The sequence below is a fragment of the Permianibacter fluminis genome, from assembly GCF_013179735.1.
Lineage (GTDB): Bacteria > Pseudomonadota > Gammaproteobacteria > Enterobacterales > Permianibacteraceae > Permianibacter > Permianibacter fluminis.
Genome location: NZ_JABMEG010000002.1, coordinates 409370 through 422223 on the forward strand (window position 1 = coordinate 409370; position 12854 = coordinate 422223).

Genomic DNA, 12854 nt, shown 5'->3' on the forward strand with positions numbered 1-12854 from the left:
AAACGCGGCCTCGGCCGCGTTTTTTGTTTCAGTGAAATTAGCCGCCAAAGGCCTCGCTTTGATCAATATAAACCGTCAGTTTCTGGCCCGGCTTCAGTACGCGGTCGTGCGGCCAATTATTCCAGCGGCCCAGATCGGCAATTTTGACGCCGAACTGTTGGGCAATCCGGGCCAGTGAATCGCCGCTACGAACGGTGTAGCGAACCTTGCGATTGCCCAGATTCGGATTGCTGGCCGTGCTGTCTTCGACGCTGGCCACTTTGCTGCTACCCACATTGTTGCTAACCACATTGCTGCTGGCGCGGCTGCCGCTGACTTTCAGCACTTGGCCGACCCGCAGCGATGACTTTGCCGTCAGCTCATTCAATGCCAGCAAATCATTCAGGCTCATTTGATGGCGGCGGCTGATGGACCACAGCGTGTCGCCTTGTTGAACCTGATATTCCGTTGCCCGTTCGGCATGAGCGGCAACCCGGTTCAGTTCAGCTTTCTGGCGCGGATTCAGATTCGCCAGCACCGTGCCCGGTGCTTCGGTCTTGCTGCCGGCTTTCGGGATCAGCAGTTGCTGGCCAACCCGGATATTGTTGCCTTTCAATTTATTGGTTGAGCGCAGCAGATCGGCACTGGTGCGGAATTGCTTGGCGATTTTGCCAACGTTGTCGCCGGCCTTGACGGTGTAGCTGGCCCACTTCACCCGCTCATCGACTGGTGTGTTGCGCAATGCTTCGGCAAAGCGTTCGGCATTGGCGATTGGCACCAGCAATTCATGCGGACCTTTCGGGTCGGTGGCCCAGCGATTGAATTGCGGGTTGAGTTGATAGAGCTCATCTTCTGGCGTGCCGGACAACTCGGCGGCCAGCGCCAGATCGATTTGGCTGTCGACTTTGATGCGCGCGAAATACGGCTCGTTCGGAATCGGCTGAAAGCGCAACGCAAACCGGTCCTGCTCGCGCAGCAACTGGCCCAGTGCCAACATTTTCGGCACGTAGGCGCTGGTTTCCTGACGCAGTTTCAGTGACCAGAAATCGGTCGGTTTGCCGGCGCGGCGATTCTTTTCCACCGCCCGCATGATATTGCCTTCACCGGCGTTGTAGGCCGCCAGCGCCAGCAACCAATCGCCACCAAACATCTTGTTCAGGCGGGTCAGGTAATCGAGCGCGGCGTCGGTGGAACGCAATACATCGCGGCGGCCGTCTTGCCACCAGTTCTGCTCCATGCCGAAACCTTTGCCGGTTTTGGGCATGAACTGCCAGATGCCGGAGGCGCGGCTACGCGAATAGGCGTACGGGTGAAACGCGCTCTCGACGATGGGCAGCAGCGCCAGATCCATCGGCAGGCCGCGGGCATCAATCTGCTCGACGATGTAATGCATGTAACGGCCGGCACGTTGCGAGACCCGATCCATGTATTCCTGGTTGCGTTCAAACCAGGCGCGCTGGGCCAGCACATCATCGTTTTCAACGGTTTCAAATTGCAGGCCGAAGCGGATGCGCTCCCACAGATCGGTGACCGGCACCGGCGTGATGTCAGTGCTTGGCAGCTCGACCACCGCATCGTCAGCGGTGGCAGGGGAAGGGGTGGCGGCGACGTCAGCGACCGGCTCGGAGCTCGGTGCTGGAGTGGTGATACCCGCGACGATACCAGCGGTGCTGGTAGCCGTGTCGGTAGCGAGGTGTTGGCAGCCATTCAGCACAAGCAAGCTGAAGGCGGCCCAGAGGCCTCGGCGCATGTGTCGTCTCCCGTCTATATGAACAGCTTATCGGTTGCGGATGAGCAACTGGCACAGGCGCCCAGCACGATGCTGAGGCGACCGGGCGCTATGGTAGGAAGACGGTCATCAGGCTGTCAAAGTTTTCGCCCTTGGCCGACCGGTCAAAGTTCACAGACTCATGTACCGAAACTGACCGGTGTACTGGAAACTGACCGGTCTACTGAAAGGTAGCAGGGCGTTCACGGTTGCCGTCAGCTGAACCGGTTCTTCCAGGCACGTAGCGCGGTAAAGCAGCTTAGCGCGTCGACCGGCAGCTCTCCTGTCTCGCGGCCGACCGCGGCCTGCAGCGCAGGCTCATGGCAACGCAGGAAGGGGTTGGTCCGGCGCTCTTCGGCCAGCGGTCCCGGCACCGTGGGCTGCTGCTGCGCGCGCAGCGCCAGCACCTGCTGCTCGCGCTCACGCAGGCCGACATGCGTGGGCTCAACGGCGCGGGCGAAGCGCAGGTTGCTGGCGGTGTATTCGTGGCTGCAATAGATGAGTGTTTCCGCGGGCAGCGCAGCCAAGGTCTGCAGGGATTGCCAGAGCTGCTCAACGGTGCCGGTAAAAACCCGGCCGCAGCCGGCCAGAAACAGGGTGTCGCCACAGAACAGCCGGCCCTCGCCATAAAAGGCAATGTGCTCGCGCACGTGCCCAGGCACGGCCAGCACCTGCAGTTCCAGCGCCAGCGCCGGCAGCGTCAGCGTCTCGCCGCCGATGAAGGCATGGTCGCATTCGGGCAGGCGGTCGATGGCTGGTCCGTAAACCGTGGCGCCGGTGATGGCCTTGAGTTCGGCCACGCCGCCGATGTGGTCACGATGGTGGTGAGTGACCAGAATGCTGTCGAGAACCAGCTGATGCTGCTGCAAAAACGCCAACACCGGCGCCGCGTCGCCCGGATCGACAACGGTCACCCGGCGCTCGCCCGGCCGTTGCAGCAGCCAGAGGTAGTTGTCGTGAAATGCCGGAATTCCGGTAACATGCAGCATCGTGATCGTTCTCGTAGCGACTCGCGCAATCATGTTGGCAGAGACGTTGGCAACACACACCGCCGCGCCTTGCGCAGTAGCGCGTGTAATGACGCGCGTAACGACTCGGGTGGTTGGGACCGCTGTGACAGTCTGACACAGGTGCGCAAACCATGAACGCGTCCAGCACGGACCTCAATGCAACAGCTGACTGCCCCTGGCAACAGCTGCCGGCCGGCGCCGAACTCAAGCGCGCGCTGGAAGCCGAGCTCGCTGAGCATTTGCAGTGTGCGTTCGGCTACCACCTGCTCAGCCTTGGTCGCTATGCCAGTACGCTGGATCTGGCGGCCTGTCCGGTTCGGCACCATTGGGCGCTGGAGCGCGATCGGGGCCATCTGCTGGCGCAACCGGAAGCGTTGCCACTGCAGACCGACAGCATCGACGTCGCCCTGTTGCCGCTGACGCTGGAATTCAGCCCCGATCCGCATGCGCTGCTGCGTGAAGTACAACGCGTGCTGATCGGTGATGGCCATTTATTAATCGCCGGCTTCAATCCCTGGAGTCTGTGGGGCGCTCGCCGGTTGCTGTCGGGCCGGCCACTGCCAGCCAAGCACGCGCCGTGGCAGGCCCGTTTTCTGTCGGCAGGCCGGGTGTCGGACTGGTTGCAGTTGCTCGGTTTCGAAATCAACGCGACCTGCCATCACCATTACTTGCCGCCGCTGCGTAGCGAGGCCTGGCAACGACGCTGGCGCTTCATGGACCGAATCGGTCAGCGCGCCTGGACCAATGCCGGCGCCATGTATGTCATCGCGGCGCAAAAACGGGTGTTGCCGTTGACCCCGATACGGCTCGCCAAACGGCGGCTGATGGCGCTACCGGTGGCCGGCGTGGTAACGCCGTCGCCACATCGGGAGCCGGCGCTACGCGTGGTGCGCAAGTAAATTGACATAACGAGAGCTAAAGAAATGCACCGGACAAAATCCGATAACCAACAAGTAGATCAGGAATGCATGTAGAAATTTTCACCGACGGTGCCTGCAAAGGAAATCCCGGGCCCGGCGGTTGGGGTGCCTTGCTGCGTTACGGCAAGCATGAAAAGTCGCTGTGTGGCGGCGAGCTGCTGACCACCAACAATCGCATGGAAATGCTGGCGGCCATTGAAGCGCTGCGGGCCTTGAAGAAACACTGCGACGTCAAGGTCACCACCGACTCGGAATACCTGCGCCGCGGCGTCACCGAGTGGATGGCCGGTTGGCAGCGCAATGGTTGGCGAACCTCGGACAAAAAGCCGGTTAAGAATCAGGACCTCTGGCAACTGTTGGCGGAAGAAATCAAGCGTCACCAGATTGCTTGGCATTGGGTGCGTGGCCATCAGGGTCATGCTGAAAACGAACATGCCGATCAATTGGCCAACCGCGGCGTTGAGCTGGTGCTGGCTGCCGGAGCCAATGTCCCGGTTACCGAGGTGACACTCAACGCGGTTTGATGCTGAGTGTTTCCAAACCGAGTTGGCCCACGCGGAATCGGCCGTTTTATCCAGATTAATCAGAGCACAGTAGATGACCCGACAAATCATTCTCGATACCGAAACCACCGGTCTCGAACCCGACAGTCACCGTATCATCGAAATCGGCTGCATCGAGATCGTCAATCGGCGACCGACCGGCAATCGCTACCACCAATACCTGAATCCGGATCGGGAAATCGATGCCGGCGCCATCGCGGTGCATGGTCTGTCCAACGAATTTCTGGCGGACAAACCACGTTTCAACGACATCGTTGACGATCTGCTGAGCTTCATCAAAGGCGCAGAGCTCATCATCCACAACGCGCCGTTTGACGTCGGCTTTCTCAATGCCGAATTGAAGCGCAGCGGTGAATCCTTCGGTGTGGTGCTGGACCACTGCACGGTACTCGACACGCTGGCGCTTGCGCGCAAGCTGCACCCCGGCCAGAAGAACAGCCTCGACGCCTTGTGCAAACGCTACGACGTCGACAACTCGCATCGTGATCTGCACGGCGCGCTGCTCGATGCCGAGATTCTGCTCGACGTTTATCTGCGGATGACCGGTGGCCAGGGCAAGCTCGCGCTCGGTGGTCAGGATGGCGCCGGAGGCGGCCAGGCCGGTGCTATTCGCCGGCTGCCCAGTACGCGTGCCCGGCTGCCGGTGCTGCAGGCAACCGAACAGGAACTGGCGGCGCATGAAGCGCGGCTGGCGGCGCTCGACAAAGCCTCCGGCGGCAAGACCCTGTGGCGCAAGCTGTAATCCTCACTCGGATATAAAGCGTCTCTTCAACTGACACGGCAAACGGGAAGCGACCAAAAAAGCGGCAGCCAGCCCTGTCTTTTTGCCGTCGCTGCCGACGTCACCATGCTCATGCTTATCTGAAGCTGTTCGAATGCCGGGCTGATCTCCGTAGAACTACGCATGAGATTGCTACCAAGCTGTGGCTTAATACCCTGTGTTCAAGACGAGTTTGTCGGCCGTTGAGACCGCTTGCCGGGTACAGTCACGCACGAAGTTTCACCCGGTCTCCTGACACCATGCGCCACAAACCGAGCACACCACTAAAAAGTCACGCCACGCGCAATAGACAGGAACCACTCCGTGCAGGCAAATGAGCGTCAGTCAGGCATTGCAAAACCGCTACATCCGGTAGTGGTCTCGCTGCTTTTTCTGCTGTTCTATGTTGGCCTTGATGGCATCAGCTATTGGCACCCGATTGCTCCCGTTGCGATCACCCCGTGGAATCCGCCACCGGGTCTCAGTATCTGTCTGCTGCTGCTGTTTGGCATGCGTTATACCGGCCTGCTGTTGCTCGCTGCGCTGTTGGCAGAATGGTGGGTCCGGGATTTGCCGGCGTCGCTGCCAGTTCTGCTGCTGGCCAGTGCCACATTGGCCGGCGGTTATGCGGTCACGGCGCATGTGCTGGCGCGACTGCTGCCGGAGCGTCAATTACTGACCAGTCTGCAACTGACCCGATTCGTATCCGTCGTGGCTCTGGCGAGTTTGTTGATTGGCTGCACGTTCGTTGCGGTCTTTCATGTTGCCGGAGTGTTGAGTACCGAGCAGATCGGCGAGGCCGTCCTGCAGTTCTGGGTCGGCGACGTGATCGGCATTCTGGTGGTGGTGCCGCTGATTCTGAGCTACTGGCAGCGTGAGGAGCGGTCGCACTGGGCGCTGCCGGATCGGCTCTGGTTGCTGATTTTGCTGGCCTTGCTCTGGTATGTCTTTGCGCTCGAGAGTACCGACGAGTTTCGTCATTTCTATTTGCTGTTTGTGCCGCTGATTGCGCTGGCGCTGCGGCAGGGCTTGGCGGGTGCGACCGTGGCCGTTGCCTTGACCCAGGTTGCGCTGATTGTGCTGATGCGACCGCGGGATCCGTCTGCCGAGACCATTCGCGGTTTGCAGCTGTTGTTGATGGCCTATGCCGTCACCGGGCTTTATCTCGGTGTGGCGATCAGCGAGCGCCGTCGGACTCAGCAGTTGCTGTTGCAGCAACAGCTTGCGTTGTCGCGCGCCAACCGCATGGCAGCGGTGAGTGAATTGGCATCGGCGCTGGCCCATGAATTGAATCAGCCGCTATCCGCCATTGCGCTCTATGTTCGGGCGTGTCAGCGCATGCTGGCTGATGCCGCATCGGTTACCGAAGTCGATGCAGTCATGAATCGGATCGGCGCCGAAGTGCAGCGTGCCGGTGCTGTGGTCCATCGCCTGCGTGAGTTCTTTCGCAGCGGCGGCCTGACGCTGACCTCGCAATCGGTCAATGACCTGATCACCCGGGTCGTTGCCGCAGAGCGGCCACGTTGCCAGAGTCTGTCGATCGGTCTTGAGTTGGAACTGGCGGCCGATGTGCCGAATCTGTTGGTCGACGCCATTCATTTGCAGACCGTCATTGATAACTTGCTGCGCAATGCGCTTGATGCGCTGAGCGGTCGCAGCGGAGGTGTGTTGCGGGTGACATCCCGCTACGAGCACGGAATGGTGGACATTGTGGTCGAAGACAATGCGGGCGGCGTGCCGGAACTGTTACGGCCCCATTTGTTTGAAACCCTGACCACCAGCAAACCCGAGGGTCTCGGCCTCGGGCTTGCCATCAGCCGACAATTGATCGAAGCCCATGGTGGCCAACTGCGCTATGAAGCGCTCGCGCAAGGCTCCCGTTTTCGTATCAGTCTGCCGGCAACGCCGGCGGTATGAGCCGTAGCGAAAGCGAATGATGCCGGGAACAACATGAGATTGAGAGCAAACCGATGTCAGTAAAATCCACAATCTATGTCGTTGATGACGATGCCGGTGTGCGCGATGCCTTGTCGCTGCTGCTGACCTTGCATGGTTACGCGGTGCGCAGCTTCGCCAGCGGCCAATTGTTTCTGGAGTCGATGACGGCCAGCAGTCAAGGCATCATCATTCTGGATTTGCGGCTCGGTGACAGCGATGGTTTGGCGATATTGAGTCAACTGCAACAGACCGCGGCGCAGCTGCCGGTGATCATGCTGACCGCCTACGGTGATGTCGCGACTGCCCGCAATGCCTTACGCGGTGGTGCCGCCGATTTTCTGGAAAAGCCGGTTGACGAAGAACAGTTGATCCACAGAATCCAGGAGCTGGAGCTGGAGCAGGGGCAGAACTCGCGTCGTGAACCCCGCCGACGGCATGATGAATTGCGCGGCATCCGGGAACGGCTGACGCCGCGTGAGCTCGACATCCTGAATCATTTGCTTGAAGGCGGCACTGCTCGTGAAATCGCCGCGACGCTCGGCATCAGTGCCCGGACGGTCGAGGCGCATCGTGCGCATATCATGGAAAAATTTGGCGTTTCACGAATTCCCGATTTGCTGCGGCTGTTGTTGCAACCTGGCTCCGGCAACAGCGGCTGACGAGGACCTGCTCGTCACGCCGTATAGGTAGATCTACTCAGGTAATCCATCCGATGCTACCGCGGGCTCGCTTGCGTACGATTACGGCCATGCGAGCTTGCGGTGCGCCGCCGGGCCTGTCACGGCGGTGTTGCCGGCCTCCCTTGCTCGCATTCCTATTCCATCTGAATGTGAACGAGGTCTGCCATGTCTGCGGTCATGGAAGCAGTGCCAACCGGTGTCAGCGGCAAGTTGCTGGACAGCTTTCTGGGCAATGCCCCGCTTTGGTACAAGCAAACCATCCTGGTCTTCCTGGCGGCCAACGTCGGGTTGTTTCTGGCATTTGGTCCGTTGGTGGCGTCATGGGCCGTACTCGCTGAATTCATTTTTACTTTGGCGTTGGCGCTCAAATGCTTCCCCCTGCAGCCCGGTGGTTTGCTGGCTTTGCAGGTGGCCTTGCTCGGCCTGACCACGACCGATGCGGTGTACAAGGAAGTCGAACACGGCTTGCCGGTATTGCTGTTGGTGATCTTCATGGTGGCAGGCGTGCATTTTCTGCGCGACTTGCTGTTCCGGTTGATCAATCACGTGTTGCTTGGTATCCGCTCGCGCATCGTCTTGAACTTTGCGACGGTAAGTTTTGTCGCGGTGTTGTCGGCCTTTTTGGATGCGCTGACCATTTTGGCCGTGCTGATTGCCGTCGCTGCCGGCTTCTACCAGGTCTATCACCGGGTGATCTCGCGCCATGGTGCCGGTGACGACTGGGATCTGGACGATGCCGATGTCGAGCAAAAATTTCAGCAGGATCTCGAGCAATTCCGCGGCATGCTGCGTGCGCTGTTGATGCACGGCGCCATTGGCACCGCCATTGGTGGCGTTTGCACGCTGATCGGCGAGCCGGAAAATATCGTGATTGGCTCGGTAGCTGGTTGGAGTTTTGCCGAATTCTTTGTCCAAGTCGCGCCGGCCACGATGCCAACGTTGCTGGCTGGCCTGCTGACCTGTCTGGTCGTCGAAAAATTCAAGCTGTTTGGCTATGGCGTTGAGTTGCCCGCCAGTGTTCGCGCCATTCTGGCAGAGGAAGATCGCAAGGCTCGTGCCCAGACTACCGCACGTGACCGACTGATGCTGATTGCCCAGGCCGTGATTGCCGTGCTGATGGTGCTGGCGCTGGCGTTGCACGTTGCGGAAATCGGCTTGATTGGTCTGGCGGTCATCGTTCTGGTGACGGCCATTGCCGGCATCACCGAAGAACACAAGCTGGCCGAAGCCTTTTCGCCAGGCTTGCCGTTTGCGGCGTTGCTGCTGGTCTTTTTTGTTCTGGTGGCGATGATCGAAAGTCAGCACATGTTCAAACCCATCATCGACTGGGTGCTGACCTTGGATGGCACCTCCCAGATTGTGATGATTTTTCTGACCAACGGTTTGTTGTCGGCCATCAGCGATAACGTCTTTGTCGCGACCATCTACATGGATCAGCTGATAGTACCGTTCGAGCAGGGCATTACCTCGCGTGAGCTGTTCAATGCCCAGTCCGTTGCGGTGGTGATGGGTACCGGCATTCCGAGCATGTCGACACCGAACGGCCAGGCCGCTTTTCTGTTGTTGTTGACCTCGCAAATTGCACCGCTGATACGGCTCGGTTACGGCCGGATGGTGTGGATGGCGCTACCGTATTTTGTCGTCACCTCAATAGTGGCCGGCATTTCCATGCTGTGGCTTTTATAGGGCAACGCTGCCCGTGTTGGAAACGTCCGCCTTGCGGACAGGAGGTTGTCATCATGAAAACGGCAGTCTTCACCGTGCTTCTGGGCACGCTCGCCGCTGTGCTCGGGTCGTCGCCGGGACTGGCTGAGTCCTGTTCGCCGGCACCGAAAGCAAACTGTGCCGGGGCCGATTTGTCCTTTGCCGATTTACGCGGACGCGATCTGACCGGCATTGATTTGCGCAAGGCCAAACTGGACCATGCCCTGCTCAATGGCGCCATCTTGCGTGACGCCCTGTTGAGCGAAGCTGTGTTGGACTATGCCCAGTTCTCCAATGCCGATCTGCGCGCGGCAAAACTGGATGGCGCGCGTTTAAACGGCGCTCATTTCAACCGCAGCTTGCTGACCGGCGCGGATTTGCGTGGGGCAAGCGGCACCGGGGTCGATTTTGAGTACGCCGACCTGGAGTCGGCGGATCTGCAGCTGGCCGCGCTGCCGCGCGCCGATTTTCTCGGTTCCGATCTGGCGCAGGCCAATATGAAACAAGGCCAGTTTCAGAAAGCCCGGTTTGCCACAGCCAATTTGAAGCTTGCGCAGCTGACCGATGCCGACGTGGCCGGTGCCCAGTTTGCCGGCAGCTTGCTGAAAGCGGCCATCTGGACCAATGGTACCGAATGTGGCGCGCGCAGCATTGGCCGTTGTGACCGGAGCACCGAACCCGCGCTCGTGGCGACCTTGCCATGAGCGAATGCTTGAATGGTCAGGCCAGCCAACTCAGCCGCTAAGGCGTTGGCAGGTCAGGATTGCACTCCGTTTTGGCCCGGCCTCGCCCGGGCCTTTTTCTTGCTGCCGCCATCTTGTTGTGACCGGGTTGTCAGTAACCCCGTCACGGTACTTGTCAAGGGGCTTGCTGCGGCTTGAGCGCCGGTTTGCCCATGGTATAGTTGCGCGGTTTTTTCTCCGTATAACTACGCATAGAAGGGGGCGTAATGGAAGCCGGTAGCGCAATTGATACCGCCAAACACGTGCTCGGCTCGGCCGGCATCATTCTGGCGATTGGCAGCATCTGCGGAGCGTTCGCCAACAAAATCAAAATTCCGGACATCGTTCTGTATCTGTTGATCGGCATGGCAATCGGCCCGGCAGGTTTTGGTTTTATTGATATTTCCGCCGACTCTGCGCTGAACCAAATTATCCTGCTGTTCGGTTCGGCCTATATCCTGTTTGACGGCGGCGCCACCGTGCGCTTGAAAGTCCTGAAAGAGGTCTGGATCACGCTGTTGATCATCGCGACCATCGGTGTGCTGATTACCGCTGCCGTGGTTGGTGTGACCTCCTATTACGTGCTGGACATTCCGGTGATTGCCGCGCTGCTGCTCGGTTGCACCATTGCGTCGACCGACCCGGCGACCTTGGTGCCGGTGTTCAAGCAGGTGCCGGTCAAGGAGCGGGTGGCTCAGACCGTCATGAGCGAGTCGGCGTTCAATGACGCCATGGGTGCGATTGCGGTATTCGCCGTGCTGGCGGTCGCCATGGGCGGCGGTGAGTTCTCGATCAGCAAGAGTCTTGGTGGCCTGCTGTATGAAGCCGGTATCGGAACGATTATCGGCGGCATCCTCGGCTATTTGGCATTGGTTCTGATCGCGCACCAACATTACGCGTTCCTGCGTGAGCATCTGCCACTGGTGACGCTGATGTCGGTGATTGCGGCCTATCTCGGCGCATCTGGCATTCACGCCTCTGGCTATATGGCTGTGTTCATTTTCGGCCTGATGATCGGCAATCGCGAAGTGTTCGGTTTCAAACTGGAGCACCACGAAGAAGAAGGGCTTGAGGACTTCATTGGCACGACGGCGCTGATCATGCGCATGTTTATTTTCGTCCTGCTGGGTTCACAGGTCGACTTCGGTTTGCTGAACCAATATGTGGTTGGTGGTTCGATCGTGGTCGGGGTGTTCATTCTGGTGGCGCGGCCGTTGACCGTGTTCCTGTGTGCCGGTGTTGATCGCCGTGCCAAGTGGAGCATGAATGAGCTGCTGTTCATGTGCTGGACCCGTGAAACCGGAGTCATTCCGGCTGCGTTGGCGGGTTTGCTGGTCGGCATGAAAGCCCCGTACGCCGAGTTGATCGCCGCCGTGACCTTCCTGGCGATTTTGTTCACCATCCTGATTCAGGCGACCACCACGCCGTGGTTGGCGCGCAAGCTGGGCCTGTTGCTGGAACAGCAGAAAGCCTGATGGGTTATCCGTGTTGGTAGCTGCAGCAACGCAGCGAAACAAAAAGCGGCCTGCGGGCCGCTTTTTGTTTGCCGATGATTCCGTCGAGCGACATTCAAGGGTTTGCAGTAGACAGGGGACGGCAAAACCGCAGCAGCGTGTAGCCGGCCACGGCCGCCATCAGCGAGCCCATCAAAATGCCGAGCCGGTCGGTGCCTGGCGCGTGAACGCCGCCCGCCTGAAACGCTAGCGAAGCAATGAACAGGCTCATGGTAAAGCCGATGCCGCACAGCATGCTGACGCCGATCATATGGCCCCAATGACAACCGGCCGGCAGCGGCGCCACGCGCAGCAGTCGCACTACTGCGACCGACAGCAAAACGCCGATGGTTTTGCCAAGTACCAGACCGAGCGTGATGCCGAGCGGGACCGGCGCCAGCAGATCGCGAAAGCCCAAGCCCAGCAGGCTGACACCGGCATTGGCGAAACCAAAAATCGGCACAATCAGATACGCCACATAAGGGTGCAGTTGGTGCTCCAGTTGTTCCAGTGGCGAGCTTTCTGCGGTCGATGGCGCGTTGCTGTCCTTCAGCGGAATGAACAGCGCGGTAATGACCCCGGCCAGCGTGGCGTGCACGCCGGATTTCAGGACAAAAATCCAGAACAGACTGCCGATCAGCAAATAGGGGCCAGTGCGACGCACCCCGGTGATATTCAGGGTCGCCAGCGCAGCGATGCACAGGGTGCTCAGCAGCAGATGCAGCAGCGACAACTGACCGCTGTAGAAAATGGCGATGACGACAATGGCCAGCAGATCATCGATCACCGCCAGCGCCAGCAGGAACAGTTTCAGCGCCGGCGGCACCCGGTTGCCGAGCAGCGACAGCACGCCAAGCGCAAACGCGATATCGGTGGCCGTTGGGATCGCCCAGCCGGCCATGCTGACCGGATCACTGCGATTGATGGCGAGGTAAATCAGTGCCGGAGCAACCATGCCGCCGATTGCCGCCACGCCGGGCAACAACAGCTGCTGCGGCGAGCGCAACTCGCCGACCAGCAATTCCCGTTTGAGCTCAAGGCCGACCAGAAAAAAGAACACCGCCATCAGGCCATCGTTGATCCACAGCAGCAGCGGTTTTTCCAGTTGCAGTGTGCCGAGCCGGATTTCCAGCTCGATTTGCAACAAGCCGTCATAGATTGGCGCTAGCGAGGAGTTGCTGATTGCCAGCGCCAACACCGCGGCGGCCACCAACAGCAAACCCGAGGCCGCTTCGAGCGCAAGAAATTGGCGTATGAGTCGGAGTGGCATGGTGGATTCCTGATTGGCGTTACGCTGGCGATGTTGTCTTGTCCCGA

11 protein-coding genes are annotated in these 12854 nt (G+C 59.6%); 8 read left to right on the forward strand and 3 right to left on the reverse strand.

Annotated features, from left to right (window positions below):
- Positions 1–37: 37 nt before the first annotated feature.
- Positions 38–1729 (reverse strand): lytic transglycosylase, encoded by a 1692-nt coding sequence (locus tag HPT27_RS17115; protein ID WP_172246040.1) that lies wholly within the window; start codon positions 1727–1729, stop codon positions 38–40.
- A gap of 233 nt (positions 1730–1962) precedes the next feature.
- Entirely contained in the window at positions 1963–2736 is a 774-nt protein-coding gene (gene gloB / locus HPT27_RS17120) for a hydroxyacylglutathione hydrolase (RefSeq protein WP_172246042.1), read from the reverse strand.
- A 152-nt stretch (positions 2737–2888) separates the two neighbouring features.
- Here gloB and HPT27_RS17125 point away from each other — a divergent pair, with 152 nt between their 5' ends.
- From HPT27_RS17125 to HPT27_RS17160, 8 genes are all read left to right on the forward strand, one after another.
- Entirely contained in the window at positions 2889–3656 is a 768-nt protein-coding gene (locus HPT27_RS17125) for a methyltransferase domain-containing protein (protein WP_172246044.1), read from the forward strand.
- Positions 3657–3721: 65 nt separating this feature from the next.
- A complete protein-coding gene (gene rnhA / locus HPT27_RS17130; RefSeq protein WP_172246046.1) occupies positions 3722–4201 on the forward strand; it encodes a ribonuclease HI in 480 nt (159 codons plus the stop codon).
- Between the two features lie 73 nt (positions 4202–4274).
- Positions 4275–4982 (forward strand): DNA polymerase III subunit epsilon, encoded by a 708-nt coding sequence (gene dnaQ, locus HPT27_RS17135; protein WP_172246048.1) that lies wholly within the window; start codon positions 4275–4277, stop codon positions 4980–4982.
- Positions 4983–5324: 342 nt separating this feature from the next.
- Positions 5325–6917: an MASE1 domain-containing protein gene (locus HPT27_RS17140; protein WP_172246050.1), complete on the forward strand. Its 1593-nt coding sequence runs from the start codon at positions 5325–5327 to the stop codon at positions 6915–6917.
- 53 nt (positions 6918–6970) lie between these two features.
- Positions 6971–7597, forward strand: a complete 627-nt coding sequence (locus HPT27_RS17145) for a response regulator transcription factor (protein WP_172246052.1) — start codon at positions 6971–6973, stop codon at positions 7595–7597.
- Between the two features lie 186 nt (positions 7598–7783).
- Positions 7784–9304, forward strand: a complete 1521-nt coding sequence (nhaB, locus tag HPT27_RS17150) for a sodium/proton antiporter NhaB (RefSeq protein ID WP_235951085.1) — start codon at positions 7784–7786, stop codon at positions 9302–9304.
- Between the two features lie 53 nt (positions 9305–9357).
- Positions 9358–10026 carry a pentapeptide repeat-containing protein gene (locus HPT27_RS17155; protein ID WP_172246054.1) on the forward strand — a complete coding sequence of 223 codons (669 nt, stop codon included), beginning with the start codon at positions 9358–9360 and terminating at the stop codon, positions 10024–10026.
- Positions 10027–10271: 245 nt separating this feature from the next.
- Positions 10272–11519, forward strand: coding sequence for a cation:proton antiporter (locus tag HPT27_RS17160; protein ID WP_172246056.1), 1248 nt, complete (start codon positions 10272–10274; stop codon positions 11517–11519).
- Between the two features lie 94 nt (positions 11520–11613).
- Here the strand turns inward: HPT27_RS17160 and nhaA are convergent, their stop codons facing one another.
- Entirely contained in the window at positions 11614–12807 is a 1194-nt protein-coding gene (gene nhaA / locus HPT27_RS17165; RefSeq protein WP_172246058.1) for a Na+/H+ antiporter NhaA, read from the reverse strand.
- Positions 12808–12854: the final 47 nt, after the last annotated feature.

Excerpts from the sequence above, each read along its gene's own strand:
- HPT27_RS17145 (WP_172246052.1), top strand. The coding sequence starts at position 6,971 with ATGTCAGTAAAATCCACAATCTATGTCGTTGATGACGATGCCGGTGTG.
- nhaB (WP_235951085.1), top strand. The coding sequence starts at position 7,784 with ATGTCTGCGGTCATGGAAGCAGTGCCAACCGGTGTCAGCGGCAAGTTG.
- HPT27_RS17160 (WP_172246056.1), top strand. The coding sequence starts at position 10,272 with ATGGAAGCCGGTAGCGCAATTGATACCGCCAAACACGTGCTCGGCTCG.
- gloB (WP_172246042.1), bottom strand. The coding sequence starts at position 2,736 with ATGCTGCATGTTACCGGAATTCCGGCATTTCACGACAACTACCTCTGG.
- HPT27_RS17155 (WP_172246054.1), top strand. The coding sequence starts at position 9,358 with ATGAAAACGGCAGTCTTCACCGTGCTTCTGGGCACGCTCGCCGCTGTG.
- rnhA (WP_172246046.1), top strand. The coding sequence starts at position 3,722 with ATGCATGTAGAAATTTTCACCGACGGTGCCTGCAAAGGAAATCCCGGG.
- HPT27_RS17125 (WP_172246044.1), top strand. The coding sequence starts at position 2,889 with ATGAACGCGTCCAGCACGGACCTCAATGCAACAGCTGACTGCCCCTGG.
- HPT27_RS17115 (WP_172246040.1), bottom strand. The coding sequence starts at position 1,729 with ATGCGCCGAGGCCTCTGGGCCGCCTTCAGCTTGCTTGTGCTGAATGGC.
- nhaA (WP_172246058.1), bottom strand. The coding sequence starts at position 12,807 with ATGCCACTCCGACTCATACGCCAATTTCTTGCGCTCGAAGCGGCCTCG.
- dnaQ (WP_172246048.1), top strand. The coding sequence starts at position 4,275 with ATGACCCGACAAATCATTCTCGATACCGAAACCACCGGTCTCGAACCC.